General features: G+C 38.8%; 9 protein-coding genes, 1 tRNA gene and 2 pseudogenes. 6 read left to right on the top strand and 6 right to left on the bottom strand.

The annotated features are described in order from the left end of the window. Positions 1 to 42 precede the first annotated feature (42 nt). The 4 genes and pseudogenes from B045_RS0113610 to B045_RS15560 all read right to left on the bottom strand — a co-directional run bounded on the left by B045_RS0113610 (position 43) and on the right by B045_RS15560 (position 5,659). Positions 43 to 1,236 carry a pyridoxal phosphate-dependent aminotransferase gene (locus B045_RS0113610; protein ID WP_018464821.1) on the bottom strand — a complete coding sequence of 398 codons (1,194 nt, stop codon included), beginning with the start codon at positions 1,234 to 1,236 and terminating at the stop codon, positions 43 to 45. A 273-nt stretch (positions 1,237 to 1,509) separates the two neighbouring features. After that, the gene (locus B045_RS0113605; RefSeq protein ID WP_018464820.1) at positions 1,510 to 2,721 is read right to left on the bottom strand and encodes a bifunctional 3,4-dihydroxy-2-butanone-4-phosphate synthase/GTP cyclohydrolase II; all 1,212 of its coding nucleotides are present in this window, start codon (positions 2,719 to 2,721) and stop codon (positions 1,510 to 1,512) included. A gap of 63 nt (positions 2,722 to 2,784) precedes the next feature. After that, positions 2,785 to 4,692 (bottom strand): LptF/LptG family permease, encoded by a 1,908-nt coding sequence (locus tag B045_RS0113600; RefSeq protein WP_025883702.1) that lies wholly within the window; start codon positions 4,690 to 4,692, stop codon positions 2,785 to 2,787. A 577-nt stretch (positions 4,693 to 5,269) separates the two neighbouring features. Beyond that, positions 5,270 to 5,659 (bottom strand): annotated as a pseudogene (locus B045_RS15560) (GxxExxY protein). A 180-nt stretch (positions 5,660 to 5,839) separates the two neighbouring features. Here B045_RS15560 and B045_RS0113590 point away from each other — a divergent pair. Further along, a tRNA-Met gene (locus tag B045_RS0113590) sits at positions 5,840 to 5,913 on the top strand. A gap of 216 nt (positions 5,914 to 6,129) precedes the next feature. Here the strand turns inward: B045_RS0113590 and B045_RS0113585 are convergent. Then, the gene (locus B045_RS0113585) at positions 6,130 to 7,098 is read right to left on the bottom strand and encodes an ISAon1 family transposase (RefSeq protein WP_238312105.1); all 969 of its coding nucleotides are present in this window, start codon (positions 7,096 to 7,098) and stop codon (positions 6,130 to 6,132) included. 1 nt (position 7,099) lies between these two features. Next, entirely contained in the window at positions 7,100 to 7,468 is a 369-nt protein-coding gene (locus B045_RS15720) for an ISAon1 family transposase N-terminal region protein (protein WP_018464816.1), read from the bottom strand. A gap of 686 nt (positions 7,469 to 8,154) precedes the next feature. Between B045_RS15720 and B045_RS0113575 the strand changes: the two genes are divergently transcribed. The 5 genes and pseudogenes from B045_RS0113575 (at position 8,155) to B045_RS0113540 (ending at position 17,670) form a co-directional block, all read left to right on the top strand. Continuing rightward, on the top strand, positions 8,155 to 9,687 hold the full coding sequence (locus B045_RS0113575; RefSeq protein ID WP_018464815.1) for a capsule assembly Wzi family protein: 1,533 nt from the start codon (positions 8,155 to 8,157) through the stop codon (positions 9,685 to 9,687). Next, complete coding sequence (locus B045_RS0113570; protein WP_018464814.1) at positions 9,684 to 10,115, top strand: lipocalin-like domain-containing protein; 432 nt, start codon at positions 9,684 to 9,686, stop codon at positions 10,113 to 10,115. Before B045_RS0113575 ends, B045_RS0113570 begins: the two co-directional genes overlap by 4 nt. Positions 10,116 to 11,047: 932 nt before the next feature. Then, on the top strand, positions 11,048 to 11,770 hold the full coding sequence (locus B045_RS0113560) for a hypothetical protein (protein ID WP_018464812.1): 723 nt from the start codon (positions 11,048 to 11,050) through the stop codon (positions 11,768 to 11,770). A gap of 429 nt (positions 11,771 to 12,199) precedes the next feature. Next, positions 12,200 to 12,325 (top strand): annotated as a pseudogene (locus B045_RS15900) (hypothetical protein); the annotation flags it as partial. Between the two features lie 2,861 nt (positions 12,326 to 15,186). Further along, on the top strand, positions 15,187 to 17,670 hold the full coding sequence (locus B045_RS0113540) for an SLBB domain-containing protein (protein WP_025884357.1): 2,484 nt from the start codon (positions 15,187 to 15,189) through the stop codon (positions 17,668 to 17,670). Positions 17,671 to 17,704: the final 34 nt, after the last annotated feature.

Genomic DNA, 17,704 nt, shown 5'->3' with positions numbered 1-17,704 from the left:
TAATCATATTGTTATTAATTTTTCTTTTTTGTTTCGCTTCAGTTATTTTAACTTTGCTAAAATTTCCTTGATTCTGCGCATAGCCTCTTTAATGTTCTCATCACTTGTTGCATAACTCATTCTGAAACATTCCTTGTCTCCGAATGCATCACCGCCAACTGTTGCGACATGAGCTTCTTCCAGTAGGTAGAGTGCAAAGTCGGTTGAGTTGTTGATTGTCTTCTCGCCATTGCTCTTACCAAAGAAACTGCTGCATTTCGGGAATATATAGAATGCACCTTCTGGTACGTTAACTTCCAGTCCAGGAATATTTTTAGCTAGTTCTACGATGAGGTTGCGACGGCGTTCAAATGCCTTACGCATATCCTCTACGCAACCTTGCTCTAGTGTGTAAGCGGCTTCTGCAGCTTTCTGACTTACTGAGCATGGTCCGCTTGTATATTGTCCCTGCAATTTGTTACATCCCTTTACGATCCATTCAGGAGCAGCTATATAACCTATTCTCCATCCTGTCATAGCATAGGCTTTTGATACACCGTTAACAATGATAGAACGTTCTTTCATTCCCTCAACTGTGGCTATGCTGGCATGCTTACCAATATAGTTAATGTGTTCGTATATCTCGTCAGCCAGTACAAACATGCCGTCATGCTTCTTGATTACTTCTGCAAGACCAGCAAGTTCTTCCTGTGAGTAAACGCTACCTGTAGGGTTGCTTGGCGAACAGAGGATAAGCATCTTTGTCTTGGGTGTTATAGCTGCCTCAAGCTGTTCTGGAGTCATCTTGAAGTTCTGCTCAAATCCAGCATTCACGAATACTGGATTTCCGCCTGCAAGTTTCACCATCTGTGGATAGCTTACCCAATATGGAGTAGGTATAATAACTTCGTCTCCGTCGTTAACCAAAGCCATCAAGGTGTTGCATACACTCTGTTTTGCACCATTGCTTACCAGAATCTCATTAATCGTATAGTCAAGTCCGTTCTCATTCTTCAGTTTGGCTGAAATAGCTTTGCGCAAGTCAGCGTAACCAGGAACTGGTGAGTACCTTGAATAGTTGTCGTCAATTGCCTTTTTTGCCGCTGCCTTTATGTGGTCCGGCGTGTTGAAATCAGGTTCACCGACACTCATATTGATGACGTCAATACCCTGAGCTTTCATTTCATTACTTTTCTGCGACATAGCAAGTGTTGCTGATGGCGCTAAACGATTCAAACGATCTGATAACTGTCCCATAATAATTCTTCCTTCTGGTTATTTGTTTTATATATCTACTTTATTTAAAAGTAGTGCAAGCCAAGCGCAGAATCATCAAGCTTGTTTGTATGTTATGCCTTGCCGCCGCCTACTTTATGCAAAAGTAGTGCAAGCCAAGTGCAGAATCATCAAGCTTGTTTGTATGTTATGCCTTGNCGNNGCCTACTTTATGCAAAAGTAAGCATTTTATTCTTTTCGGCGAAGAAAAGGTGACATAATTTACGTTATTTATAGCTTATTCAACAACAAATGTTATTTTAAATGTAGAATATGTCCCATTCTGTCACGTTTAGTTTTCAAATATCTCTCATCATATTTGTTTGGTTCAATCTCTATTGCGACATTCTCTATGATTTCCAATCCATAAGCTTCAAGTCCAACTCTCTTTTTAGGATTGTTTGTCATAAGTCTCATCTTGTGTACTCCAAGATGTCTCAACATCTGTGCGCCACAGCCGTAGTCTCTTTCGTCTGGTTTGAATCCCAAGTGTATATTTGCGTCAACGGTGTCGTAGCCCTGCTCTTGCAGTTTGTATGCGGCAATCTTGTTCATCAGTCCTATTCCGCGACCTTCTTGCTGCATATATATCACAACGCCTTTGCCTTCTTTTTCAATCATTTCCATAGACTTGTGAAGTTGCTCTCCGCAATCACAGCGTTGGCTGCCAAGGATATCACCTGTTGCGCATGATGAATGTACTCTCACCAAAACAGGTTCGCCTTCTTTCCATTCACCTTTTATAATAGCCATGTGCTCCAATCCGTTACTTGTCTGGCGGAAAGGAATAAGGTGGAAATGTCCGTATTGTGTCGGCATGTCAACTTCGTCCCCAACTTCTATAGTTGATTCTGTTTTCAGTCTATATGCAATGAGGTCTTTGATAGATATAATTTTCAATCCCCATTCCTCTGCTCTTTGTTTAAGCTCAGACATACGTGCCATCGTTCCGTCTTCACTCATTATTTCCATCAGTGCGCCTGCAGGGTATAATCCTGAAATCTTGCATAAGTCAACAGCAGCTTCAGTATGCCCGCTTCTGCGTAGCACTCCGTTTTCCTGTGCATATAGTGGGTTGATATGTCCTGGACGGCCGAATGTCTCTGGAGTAGAAGTAGAGTCGGCGAGGGCCAAGATAGTTTCTGCACGGTCATGGGCCGAAACTCCTGTAGTGCATCCTTCCAATTTGTCTACTGTAATTGTAAAAGGTGTACCTAGCATTGATGTGTTCTCTGTTACCTGATGAGGCAGGTCTAGTTCGTCCGCTCTCGACAGAGTTATTGGCGCACAAAGTACGCCACGGGCGTTCTTTAGCATGAAGTTAACCTTCTCTGCTGTAATTTTCTCTGCAGCGATAATCAAGTCTCCTTCATTCTCGCGGTCCTCATCGTCAACAACAATGACAAACTTACCTTCTTTGAAATCTTTTATGGCATCTTCGATGCTGCTTAATTTGAACTCTCCCATAGTTATCTTGTTTTAATGATAGGTCTTTCGATTTTATTATACCTATTTATATATATAATCTAATTATTTTATTGTTTGCATATCCGATATTCTTCTGATGATGTTGTCGTTGGTCTGTTTTATTGTTTTCAGATCACGCAACAGTCTTATTCTGAATCCCAACATTCTGAAGTAGAAGAATATACCAAGTGGTAGTATCACCGCTGATATGATGTTCATCCATTTACGCTCGAACGGACGTGTGTGGGCTTTCACTGAAACTACCGGATAGTTGTTCAGTTCACTCAATATGTAGTGATCTCTTGTGTTCGATAAGTCGTTTATCACGTCTTCCATTTCTTCGCTTATTCTTTTTATCTCATGGTCAGGATGATACTTAAAGAATATGTTTATTGGATTAGGCATACCGACGAGTTTTTGTGTCTTTGAGTAGTCACCCACATCGTTGCTTATTGCTCCAAGGCGCATTGCGTCGTTAGTGTAGTTAGGGTCTTCAATCACAACTTCCTTCCCGAATACGTGACGCTTTATCCTAAGTCCCAACAGCTTTCTCATCACGTCTTTATACAAGTCTATGTTGAATACCACAGAATCTTTATTAGCCTTGTAAGTCACGAATACTGCTATTGGCGTTAGCACAGCCGGAGCAAGTCCCTTTCCAAACCATACAGACCACATGCCGCCGCGCGCCATTCTGTATCCAGAGTTGTCAAGAATGTAATATACGATAAACACAAGTACTGATATAATAACCGGTATTCCCAGTCCTCCTTTCCTTATGATTGCTCCCAGTGGGGCACCGATGAAAAAGAATATCAGACAGGATAACGCTACTGTAAACTTATTGATAGCTTCAATCTCGTGGTCATTAATAATCTTGTCGCCGTCTTTCGTTATCATACTCTTGAAGTCAAGGTCGTTTACGGCAGCTTGCGTTTTTGCTAAAGCGTCGTTCACAACTTGGCTCTTCTTGCTTGCCGACAGATGACTATATGTAGAGTCTATATTGAAGTTGTTTGCCATGCCTGCCTTTATAGCGGCTAAGGAGTCACGCTTATTAATCTTCGGCGTAAAATACATACCCATTTTCTCGTCCTTATAATATGCATTTCCTATGCTGTCATAGGTTATGTTGAGCGAGTCGATGTCATGAAATATTTTCTTGAGGCTTTTTCCTCTGGCATCGTTTGATAGACTGGTTGCATCTGCCATATTAAAGTCGCCGTCAAAATCAAGTACAATCTTTTTTGCCGTGAAGGTCTCCCTGCGGTATGGCACAGCTGCACTGTTTCCGAACGCATCAGTCTGCATATTCTCAAACCATTCGCCACTCCACAGGTGTAATAGCAAGTGCTTTTTCTCAGCAGTAGCTTGTAGCATCGCAGAGTCGGCAAGGATTATTGCTTGATCTTCGTAACTACCTGTCATTCGGTATATCATCACGCCATATAGCATACCTGTCTTGACGTCTTTTCTCTGAACATACAAGTTGCTGTTAGGTATTCCGTCATAGAATATACCTTCAGGAATTTCTACTTCAGGACTTTTCTGCTTCATAGATATAAGCAGCTGTCCTATTTTCATATTTGCTGTAGGTCCTATGTTATTTTGAAAATAGAAAGAGATGCCGCTGATAACAACGGTAAGAACAATAAGTGATCTGAAAGATTGTATCAGTGATATTCCTGCTGCTTTTATTGCTGTTAGCTCACTGCTTTCACCTAAGTTACCGAAAGTGATTAAAGAAGACAGCAATATGGCTAGTGGCATGGCTTGTGGAACAAGCATCAGTCCCATATACCAGAAGAACTGTGCCAGTATCTCCATCGACAGGCCTTTACCGATAAGTTCGTCAATATATCTCCAAAGAAACTGCATCATAAGCACGAATTGGCAAATGAAGAATGTGCCAATGAAAAGCACTCCGAATTGCTTTGAGATAAATATGTCTAATTTCTTTATTCGAAACATCTGTACTAATGTAATATTCACGCACGTGCGCGTAATTTAGTTTGCAAAATTAGTATAAAAATATTAGAAATCTCCCATTTTTCATCTTTTTTATCAAATAACCTCCGACGATGCTTTTCTTTCTTTTTGTGAGAAATAAGAAATTTTTTGATGTATTTCATGAGAAATATACGTGTGATATCTCAGAGATAAGCATTTCTGTTATTTCCTTATATCATATTTCCTTTCCTTTTTTCTAGTCACCACTATGTGCGCCTTTTGTAACTTTTAAAAGTTTAACGTGTAATATAATTTTCTTCATTTTATTTATCCAATGAATATCTAGCTGCGCTTGGCATAGTTCAAGTAAACTTGACTCTGCTCTCGTTTGCACGACATGCCCCTGAGAACGGCCGTTTCTTTGTATGATAAAATCTATTCAAAGAAAATAGCATAAGTGAGAACAGCCGTTTGCATCTTAAGTAAATTTTATATATCTTTTTTTTGCAAGCTATTTTATGATAAATATCGTTTTGGATCTCTCATATTTATATAAATATTTCGTACTAAATGATTAAACGACAAAACAACATGATAGTTATTTCTTGTCATAGTAATTGTTATACACTCTACGCATAGATTTTAGAATATTATCCGTGTTGAAGCTTACCAATATGCCCGTACGTAAGTTTAATAAACGCAAGTATGTAACAACTTGCTTGAAAAATACATTATTGAACTCATCCACAGCTTTTAATTCAATGATGACGCAATCATTAACCAAAAGATCATATCGTAAGTTGCAGTCAAGCTCATGTCCTTTCTAATTAACAATAATGTTGCCTTGTTCTTTTACAATAAATCCTTTTGTCTCCAATTCGATTTTTAGAGCTTTTTCATAAACAACTTCTAATAGTCCCGGACCTAGTGTGGAATATACATCGTATATAGCACCTCTTATAGCGTATGTGATACTTTCATTTTCCATGGTTTTGCAAAACACTAAAAACGATTGAAAATGCTAGATATGCTTAACATTCTTTGCATCTGTTTTTTTGTCATAATTATATTTTTTCTATCAATCGAAAATAATTTCCAAATAAATTTTGGTAATTAAAAACTTTGTATTACCTTTGCACCCGCAAACAGCAGTAATGCTTGTTGTGATGGCGGGATAGCTCAGCTGGTTAGAGCGTCGGATTCATAATCCGGAGGTCGTGGGTTCGGGTCCCACCCCCGCTACAAAAAAGTTAAAAAACTTAGAAAATAAGGGAATTACAACGTTAGTTGTGATTCCCTTAATTTGTTTTAAAAGCTATCCGTTAACTTTGGTATGAGAACTTGTGAACTGAGCCTTTTTTTACTACAACTTTTGGTGCATTTGTACCTGTTTTGCAGTACAAAGATGGTTAAAAGGTTTATAATGGCTCAGTTTGTAAACTTGGGGATTTAACAATTCTATGCATAAAGTTTAGCCACTCTGAAGAGGAAGAATCTGACATCATCTACACCTCTGAACGTGGCCCTAAACCCTTTTAGCTTTGCATTAAATGATTCAGCATTAGCATTTGTAAGTCTGTTGTCGAAGAAATTCAATATTCTCTCATAATGTTGTTTGAATGTATTTATGACGGTGTTGAATTGTGGATATCCCCACTGTTCAACTTTGTTAAACCATAATGCTAACTTCAGTCTTGCAGCATCATGACTTATTTTTAAAGAATATATTTTACCCAACTGTAGGGCTAAGTAATAAAACTGTTTGATGTCATCGAACTGAGAGAATAGAATATCTGCTCTTTGCTTCTGGCTTTTCGTCCATTTTTCTGGTGATTTAAACAAGAGATATCTACTTCTGGCAAGTAGTTGTTTTAAAGTGTCCCCATTATCGAAACGTTTAGCCTTGTATTCGATATTACGTATTTTAGCCTTACGTATTTCATCATTCTCCTGTTCCATGACATTCCATCGGTACTGTATGCGGAGATCCTGCAATGCCTCAAGCATAAGTTTTTGAACATGAAACCTGTCTATCGTCTGTGTAGCATTTGGGAAGCATTTCTTTGCAATTTGGTACATGCTTCCTGCCATATGCAATGTTATATTCCGGACTTTCTTGCGTCTACCTTCTGGAATTTTATTAAGACGTTTACATACTTCCTCGGCTTTCGTACCTCGTATCATGGCAACAAGCGTTCCTTTTTTACCATGGCCGTCCTTGTTCGTTATTATTGTATACAGTTCACCATTGCTGAATGCAGTCTCATCAATGGAAATACTTTCACCAAGATTATGGGTGAAATATATATAGTCATCAGAATGTGAAATTTGGTTCCATGAGCGGAAGTCACTCAGATGTTCCTTGTAATAGTCTGTCAAAGTAGAAGACTTCATTCCACAGAAATCAGCTAAGGATTTAATGCTCACTTCATGAGTGTCCAAGTAATTCTTTTAAAAAAGAACCGAACTCATTGGTTATATGAGTTCCGTCAGCAACTAGTTTCCAATCTCTACTATAAGTACGACCAGTCGTATTGTCTTCCCAGCGTCTGCGTTTAATTTTAAAATAGACAGTATGGTCACGGACAGGGAAATCTGTTATCGTTATTTCTGGATAAAAGCCTTTAGATACCAAAGATAAAGACTTTAACTCTGTCGGTATTTCAGACTTTTCCTGAAGGCAAAACACATAATAACTTCCCATATTTGAGTAATCGGTAAACTCAAAATAATCCAATATTCCTGATGGTAGAAACATTGACAGTATTTCTTTATAATCTATTGACTTTCTTTGCATGGTGCAAAGATAAGCATTTTTTTTAGAATTGTTAAATCCCCAAGTTTACAAACTGAGCCTTTATAATCGCCAAATTATGGATGAAATCAATGAAGTGTCTTTTGAAATTGAAGTAAGCAATTCAGCTTGTTAATTAGTTTGTTCTTCAGGCGAAATTCTCTTTTAAAGAAGTCTTCTTTCATGAATATCTAGCAGTACTAAACATCGTTCAAGCTAGCTTGACCCAGTCTTCGTTTCCACGACATGCCCGTGAGAACGACCGTTTTATCATGTGATTAACCTGTCTTTATAGTGCAATAAAGATAACAAACAAAGAAAAAAACGGAAAAACATAATTATTTTTGATTATTCCATTGGTTTGCGTTACCTTTGCATAATATTTGCTGCAATCTGCATAATATTCAAGTAAACTTGAAGTTTCTGCTCTCGTTTGCAGTATTTTTGCATAAGATAGGCTGCACTCGATATAACATTCAAGTAAACTTGATGTCTCTGCTCTCGNTTGCGCTATCTTTGCATAAGATAGGCTGCACTCGGCATAGCATTCAAGTAAACTTGATGTCTCTGCTCTCGTTTGCGCTATCTTTGCATAAGATAGGCTGCACTCGNNATAACATTCAAGTAAACTTGAAGTTTCTGCTCTCGCTAGCACAACATTTTACTATAACTTAGATTTAAAAGAGAATATGATTGATTTAAAATGGTTCTTGCCACTACTAACAATATTTGCAAGTCCAACTTACGCACAACTTACGTATAAAGTTGAAATGCAAAACACTACAGGCACTGGCAGCCATAACCCCTTGTGGCTCAATGCCAATAAATATGGTTTGAGTTCACTCGATACCCGGAATGGATATGTCCGTGGGGCTGTCATGAAATCAATCCAGGGAGATTCTTTGCGTAAATGGGCAGTAGGTTATTGCGCAGATATCGTTGCGCCATATAATTTCACCAGTAATTTTGTCGTCCAACAAGCTTATGTTGATGTGCGCTGGCGTAAAGGTATGCTTACCGTTGGTAGTAAAGAGCAACCAATGGAACAGAAAAATCAGGAACTTAGCAGTGGTAGCCAATGTTTTGGTATCAACTCACGACCTATTCCACAGGTTCGTCTTAGCCTTCCTGACTTTTGGAATATCCCAGGAACTAACGGCTTTTTAGCTTTCAAGGGATATGTTTCTTACGGAGTTCTTTCAGACGGTGACTGGCAAGAGCGTTTTAATACATCTGGCGCGAAATATCAGAAAAATGTGCTCTATTGTGGAAGGGCTGGTTATATAAGACTTGGCAATGAAAATCGGCATCCTTTAGAAGCGATGTTGGGACTGGAAATGGCTACTACGTTTGGTGGCTCTGTTTATAGTAATGGTCATAAATATTCTTATGCTTCAGGATTTAAAGATTATGTCAGTGCATTCATCCCTTTTAATGGTAATGATGATAAGTCTTTATATTCGGCAGAAGGCAATATGCTTGGTTCTTTACTTCTTTCTGTTAGTTATAAATTCAATACTTGGAAGCTTCGTGCCTACACCGATCATTATTTTGAAGATGGTTCCCAAATGTATCTTTTAGATTATGATGCGTATGGAAGTGGAGATAGGTGGAATGAAAAGGTCGGTAATCGTTTCCTTGTTTATGATCCAAAGGATGGTATGTATGGTGTTGAGGTTACTCTTCCAAAAAATCGTTTCGTCTCTACTTTTGTCGGAGAATATCTTTATACCAAATATCAGTCAGGACCTATTTACTATGACCATACAAAAGATATATCAGATCATATCGGTGGTCGTGATGACTATTATAATCATGGCACGTATGTTGGATGGCAGCATTGGGGACAGGTGGTTGGTAATCCGCTCTATCTGTCTCCTGTATACAATGAAGATGGTAATTTATATATAAAAGACAATCGCTTTGTGTCATGGCATTTCGGTATTAGTGGAGATCCTGTTGAAGGTTTGCACTATCGTCTTCTTATGACATGGCAGAAGGGGTGGGGAACTTATTTCGTACCATATTCAGATATAAAGAGAAGTTATAACCTGTTGGCAGAAGTAGGATATACCATGCCAGAACGAATAGGGCATGTCCGCACTCGCGGATGGAGTGCTAAAATGGCATTCGGTTTAGATGATGGAGCTCTGAGAGGAAACAACAGAGGATTCCAGTTTACGATATCAAAGAGTGGCATACTAAATTTTAAGAAGAAATGAAAAGAAATATAATATATATATTGTCCGTGGCGCTATCACTGCTAGTGTTTCAGAGTTGTGAGTTAGAAACTTCTGATAATGGTAATCTTGATGGTAATTGGCAGTTGATACAGATAGATACTCTTGCCACTGGTGGCAGAAATGATGTAAAGGAATATCAACTGTTCTATGCAGTTCAGGTAAGGCTATTATGTCTGAAAGCCTATAATGATAATATCAGTAGTGATATGTATTTTCATTTTGAGCATACTGCCGACTCTTTGAAATTGAAACCCGCTAGCAGTGATGGGCATGTAATGTATCCCGTTTCAGCGCTTCGTCCTTATGGAATAAATAAAGAGCAGGAAGCATTCAAGATAATGTTACTCAATTCAGATAGAATGCAGTTGCGTTCCGACAGTCTCCTGTTGACGTTCCGCAAGTTCTGACGAATCATAAAGTTAGCGGAAAATTTTCCCTTTTCCCGCAGATTTAATGTATCAACTTAAACTACATATTCTCCCGCAGATCTCGCTGATAATCGCAGACGCCCCCCAAAACTATACTAACTACAATATGTCTTTCTCTGCGAAATAATGCAGCTTTGCTGTATTCCTCTGCGTGATCTGCGCTATCTGCGGGAAAATATTCACGCAAGAGTACTCAAGTAATCACCAAAGAAACGCCAATGACTCTCGCAGATCTCGCTGATAATAGCAGACGAACCCCAAAACTATACTAACTACAATATGTCTTTCTCTGCGAAATAATGCAGCTTTGCTGTATTCCTCTGCGTGATCTGCGCTATCTGCGGGAAAATATTCACGCAAGAGTACTCAAGTAATCACCAAAGAAACGCCAATGACTCTCGCAGATCTCGCTGATAATCGCAGACGCCCCCCTAAACTATACTAACTACAATCTGCCTTTCTCTGCGAAATAATGCAGCTTTGCTGTATTCCTCTGCGTGATCTGCGCTATCTGCGGGAGAATATTCACATAAGAGTACTCAAGTAATCACCAAAGAAACGCCAATGACTCTCGCAGATCTCGCTGATTTACGCAGACGAACCCCCAATTACACTAACTCCAATATATCTTTCTCTGCGAAATAATGCAGCTTGCCTGTATTCCTCTGCGGCATCTGCGGGAGAACATGCCGTTTGCACATGTAAAAAATGGAATGATGAATAAGTAGTTGAACCCATGTTCGCTTAGTGTTAAATTGAAGGCAATGCCTATGTTTGTTTTAATTAGAACAAGTATGAAATTTAATAGTTCAAGCACACATTTGATAAACATGATACATAATTCGAATTTTAACATTTGTGTATATGGCAAATGATTCCTAATTTTGTACCATTAAAGAAACGAAGAGATAATGAAAAAAATATCTTTATTATTTTTACTGATAATATTATCAATTAAAGTAAATGCACAAGTTGATTTAGGACTGATACTGGAGATGCAACAGTATCAGATGACAATGAATTTACTTAATTCTATACAGGAACAAGCACAACAGCAAGAACAAGAAGCAGAGAATAATCCTGTTACTATCGTCCGTGTTTTCCCAGAAGCAAACGATAGATTTTCTCTTGTTGTTATAACATCAAAGAAGGCACGTAATGTAGAAATAATAAGAAGTGAAGATGATGAAAATTGGTATGAAATAAATGTAAGCAGTGTCTTAAATGGAGCAGCTTCAATGTCTTATATATTTACAACTGCGAGTGTGTTACCAGGTGATAGAGTAACAGTAAGAGACATTAATAATCAAAAGCTGATGTATACATTTACAATACCAAATAAGGCGACCGCAGAATATCAAAACTATATAAATGAACAGCGTCAAGCTAATCGAAACTTTCTTAGTTTTATGAATTCGATGAATAGTGGTAGCACTCAATCTTCCGCTTACTCGTCTACCACAAGTGGTGCAGTTTGTTCGCTATGTCATGGAACTGGTTTTATAGATGATGAGGTTCCCACGTATGGTCAGACTGGAACAAAATGGTGCCCTGGATGTAATGCAAATGTTCCTTTATCTCACTGTCATGGTTGCAAAGTATGTCCTTCATGTAGAGGCAAAGGACATTATTAATAAATAGATCTTGAAAAATAATGATAATTTAGTTGATGCTGATATATTATTTTCGATAGTCTTATTTCTTTAGTCTCTGCAAAACCATTAAAAATAACAAGTATCTTTACTATATCAGTTTTAGCTAATGCGGTTAAAGATTCTAGAAGGAAAAATAAACAATGGATTTTTTATACAGAAAACTTTGTTGCAAATATAGTAATATATAATCAAAAAATGCTGCTACTATTAAAAACAATCGATTATTGTGGGAGTGGGAGCATAATGATAAAAATCAACTATTATAGATGGACATCATTATACCACTTTTACTGGTGTCGTTTAATTTATAAATAATCTGGATCTAACATGATGAAAATAGGTGTCTTTACTATATTTTCTACTCCTTTAGATTAAAAGTCCTCTCGAATTTTATAGAGTAGCGATGATTCTAAAGTTGCTACAGTTTCAGATAGAGGAGTAATATCTCCGGTATCAGAAGGTACTACAAATATTAAGGTTACTCTAAGCGATTTTTTAGGTAAAATTTTTCTCATACATGTAAAGTTTCAATAGGTAGTAGCATAGAGATTAATGATAAATCTTTTAAAATTTTATTTTAATAATTAGGGGGTAAATGAATATCGCACTGCGAGTTTATAAATATTAAGAGTTTATGTAATCTACAGTTATTATGAAGGTAATCTAATAATGCCAAGAAAAACAGACATGAAAGTTCCCGTTAAACCATGAGCAGAGTAAGCTTGCTTACGATGCTGTGGCGAGGGCACTATCTTGCAAGCAAGAGCAGAGCTAAGCTAGCTTGAGCTATGCCGAACGCAGCTAGATACTCATGAAATAACTTTTTTCAAAGAAAAAATATCTTGCAAGCAAGAGCAGAGCCAAGCTAGCTTTGGCTATGCCGAGTGTAGCCGATATTCTTTATCAAAAAATTCGTTTGAGAAATATATCATCAGCATACTTTTCTTGTAATTATTATATCGTAATTTTCATACTCGCAACTTCCTTGTAATTTTTTCCGAGCACCTTTAGGTGCGTTTCCTATAATTTTTGTCAAACCCAATATGTCATATAGATTTCTTCTTTGAAGACGTTTTATTTCATGAATATCTAGCTGCGCTTGGTAAAGTAAGTGAGCTTCCTCTGCTCATAACTTAGCGAAAACTTTCCGCATTTCTCTGCGTCTTCTGCGCTATCTGCGAGAGAATATTCATGTGAGAGTACTCAAGCAATCACCAAAGAAACCCCAATGTCTCTCGCAGATCTCGCTGATAATAGCAGACAACCCCTAGACTACACTAACTCCAATTTGTCTTTCTCTGCGAAATAATGCAGCTTGGCTGTATTCCTCTGCGTGATCAGCGCTATCTGCGAGAGAATATTCACGCAAGAGTACTCAATCAATCACCAAAGAAACCCCAATGTCTCTCGCAGATCTCGCAGATAATCGCAGACAAACCCCTAAACTATACTAACTACAATCTGTCTTTCTCTGCGAAATAATACAGCTAAGCTGTATTCCTTTGCGTGATCAGCGCTATCTGCGGGAGAATATTCACGTAAGAGTACTCAAGCAATCACCAAAGAAACCCTAATGTCTCCCGTAGATTTACGCAGACGAACCCCCAAACACACACGAACTCCAACATATCTTTCTCTGCGAAATAATACAGCTAAGCTGTATTCCTCTGCGTGATCAGCGCTATCTGCGGGAGAATATTCACGTAAGAGTACTCAAGCAATCACCAAAGAAACCCTAATGTCTCTCGCAGATCTCGCTGATAATCGCAGACGAACCCCAAAACACACTAATTCCAACATGTCTTTCTCTGCGAAATAATACAGCTTGCTGTATTCCTCTGCGTGATCAGCGCTATCTGCGGGAGAATATTCACGCAAGAGTACTCCAGTAATCACCAAAGAAACCCCAATGTCTCTCGCAGATCTCGCTGATAATCGCAGACGAACCCCAATAATTCCAATAATCCAAACGAAATTCTCTGCGAAATAATGCAGCTCTGCTGAATTCCTCTGCGTGATCAGCGCCATCTGCGGGAGAATATTCACATAAGAGTACTCAAGCAATCACCAAAGAGCCCCCAATTTCTCCCGCAGATTTCGCTGATAATCGCAGACGCCCCCCAAAACCACACTAATTTCAACATGTCTTTCTCTGCGAAATAATGCAGCTTTGCTGTATTCTTCTGTGTCCTCTGCACTATCTGCGGGAGAATATTCACGCAAGAGTACTCCAGTAATCACCAAAAAAAAACCCAATGTCTCTCGCAGATCTCGCTGATAATCGCAGACGAAACCCTCAAACACACACTAATTTCAACATGTCTTTCTCTGCGAAATAATACAGCTAAGCTGTATTCCTCTGCGTGATCTGCGCTATCTGCGGGAGAATATTCACGTAAGAGTACTCAAGTAATCACCAAAGAAACCCTAATGTCTCTCGCAGATCTCGCTGATAATCGCAGACGAACCCCCAAACACACACTAATTCCAACATATCTTTCTCTGCGAAATAATGCAGCTTTGCTGTATTCCTCTGCATCCTCTGCGCTATCTGCGGGAGAAAATTCATGTAAGAGTACTCGATCAATCACCAAAGAACCCACACATGCGATTTTTCTTTGAAGAAGTTCAGCTGCACTCAACATACTTCAAGTAAACTTGCCCCAGTCTTCGTTTACGCGACATTTAAATTCTTTGAAAATCGGCTACACTCGGCATAGCATTCAAGTAAGCTTGATGTCTCTGCTCTCGTTTGCACGGCATGTCTTTAAAAACAACTCTTTTATCCTTATGAAATAAACAAGAGAACAATAGATTTAAGAACGGCTTTTTTGTTTGTAGTTCATTCCCAATATGATTTTGTTTTTCTCACGCAAAAATGAGAGCTGGCGATAGCTTAATTTGGTAGAATATTTATACCATTAACATCAAATAGTAGTGTGTTTGCACGCTACCTTTTTTTCATGTTTTTTCCCTGTGTGTGATACCAATAAGTGATTTCTGTATCTATTTTTCATTCATTCCATCCATTTTAATATATTTTTAGCTTTTTGTCAACTAATAATTAGCATGCTACTATTATTTTTTGTAATTTTGTGCCGATTTCAGGGATATTATTATTACCCGAACTGTAAGAATAGTGATTATTATCGTATGTTTTTATAACAACGACCATTATATATTTTGATTGAATTTGAATAATTTAATAGCTGGTTTTTTGAATATTCACAGGCACGCATTCTTTTCTAGCTTTAGTTTAATCATATATATTCATGTCTCTATTCTTCAAAACGGTGCGGATCGTGCAGTTTCCCTTCCACCTCTTGGCATTTGTCTGGAGGGAGGAGTATTTATGTTCATTAACGTCACATTAAAAAAACATCATAACAAATTATATGAAAAGGATTCTTTTTAGTTTATTCCTCTCTATTTTATCTCTAGGCTCATTCGCTCAGATGAGTGACAGTCAAATTATGAGCTTTTATCAACGTGAGGCAAAAGCTGGAACGTCGCAGGGACAGATTGTTACCAAATTGATGCAAAGTGGTGTCAGCATTGACCAGATACGCCGTGTTCGTGACCAATATACCAATCAGGCAAAGGACGCAGCCAATTCTTCGTCTTCTGCCGATCCTTCTACAGGATCAACTGGCAATCTTCGTAAAAACAACGGAGCAAAACGTCGTGACTTTACTTCTAAAAAGCTTGATGCAAAGGCGAATACTGACGATGATAAAGATAAGCAATCCAATGACGACGAGTCGCAAAAAGATAGATACGTCAAGATGGAACGGGGTGATGAAGATCAGACCTCTGAAACCCTTACTCCCAGTGGAAAGAAAGTTTTTGGACGAGATATCTTTAATAATAAACTATTAAGTTTCGAACCGAATATGAATATCGCCACGCCGACTAATTATACAATCGGGCCTGGTGATGAAGTTGTTATCGAAATCTATGGAGCTTCGCAGAAAAGCCTTACCCTTACCGTTTCACCAGAAGGAACTGTAACCGTTCCTGGTTATGGTCCTATCTATGTAAGCGGTATGAGTGTCGATAGAGCCAACGCAAAAATTCGTGCTACCCTTGGTTCACGTTTTAGTAGCAGCCAGATTAAGACTTCAATTGGTCAGACTCGCACCATCATCGTAAATGTGATGGGAGAGGTGAAGGTTCCTGGAACCTATACTCTCAGTGCTTTCGCCAGTGTCTTCCATGCACTCTATATGGCTGGAGGTATCAATGGCTTAGGAACACTTCGTAATATCAAAGTATTCCGCAATGGTCGCTTGGCAACTGTTGTCGATGTATATGATTATATTTTGAATGGTCGCCTCACAGGTAATATTCGCCTGCGTGATAATGATGTCATTGTCGTTGGACCTTATGATTGCTTGGTAGATATCGGTGGAGCCGTAAAGCGCCCAATGACCTATGAAATGCGCAAGAACGAAAGTGTTTCTTCTGTGTTACGATATTCTGGAGGTTTTGCAGGTAATGCTTATAAGAAATCGATTCGTCTGAATCGTGCCACAGGTAATGGCAAGTCAGTATTTAATATCAATGAGTTTGATATGAGCAATTTCCGCATTGCTGATGGAGACTCTTTAGGCGTAGATTCAATTCTCAATCGCTATGAAAATATGGTTGAGGTGAAAGGTGCTGTTTTCCGTCCTGGAATGTATCAGCTTGGAAATGATATCAACAGTGTCCGTTCGCTTATTCGCCATGCCGAAGGTGTAACTGAAGATGCTTTCACTGATCATGCTGTTCTCCATCGTAAGAAAGCAGACCGCACGCTTGAAGTGCTATCCGTTGATATAGCAGGAATCATGAAGGGCACTGTTGCTGACATTCCTTTGAAGAATGAGGATGTACTTTTCATCCCAACTCAGTCAAACCGTACTTCAACCCGTTCAATCACTATTCATGGAGAAATCCAGTTCCCTGGAACCTATCAGTATGCAGATAATGAAACCATTGAGGATTTTATCATGCAGGCTGGCGGTCTCACCGATGCCGCTTCAACGGCAAAAGTAGATGTGTCTCGTCGCATCATGGACCCAGCGGCAACAGAGTCATCAAGAGAGATTGCCAAGACATTTAGTTTCACTTTGAAAGATGGATTTGTCATTGATGGTAAAAAAGAATTTAAACTAGAACCTTATGATGAAGTTTATGTACGTCGCAGCCCAGGTTTCCAGATTCAGCGTAATGTGCGCATCGAGGGTGAGGTACTCTTCTCAGGTTCATATACTCTAAATAGTAAGAACATGCGACTTAGTGAACTCGTCAAAGCAGCTGGAGGTACTACTCGTGATGCTTATGTTCGTGGCGCTCGTATAGAACGTTTGATGAATGATGATGAGCGTGCTCGTATGCAGAATGTATTGCGCATCACCAATATGCAGAATGCGGATGCAAAGGATTCTATAAAAACAGCTAAATTGGATCTCGGTGATACCTATTATGTTGGTATTCATCTTGATAAAGCAATAGCAAATCCTGGAAGCAATGATGATATTGTGCTTCGCGAGGGGGATAAACTTGTTGTTCCTGAATATAATGGAACTGTCAAGGTCAGCGGTGATGTGATGTTCCCAAATACCGTAGCTTACGCGAAAGACAAAAGATATAAGTATTATATCAATCAGGCTGGTGGCTTTGGCATTCGTGCCAAGAAAAGTAAGGCATTTATTGTCTATCAGAATGGTACCGTCTGCGAGGTTGGACATGGAAAGGTAGAGCCAGGATGTGAAATTATTGTTCCTAGCAAGCCAAAGTCAAAGGGCAATGGCATCGGAAATATCCTAGGAATAGGAACAAGTATAGCTTCGTTGGCAACGATGATAGCCACAATAAGCAATCTCGTGAAATAATATCGTTAGTAAAACCATTTTATAATTTCTACAT

It is taken from the genome of Segatella paludivivens DSM 17968 = JCM 13650 (assembly GCF_000373185.1).
Taxonomy (GTDB): domain Bacteria; phylum Bacteroidota; class Bacteroidia; order Bacteroidales; family Bacteroidaceae; genus Prevotella; species Prevotella paludivivens.
This window is presented reverse-complemented; position numbering and strand designations above follow the sequence as displayed.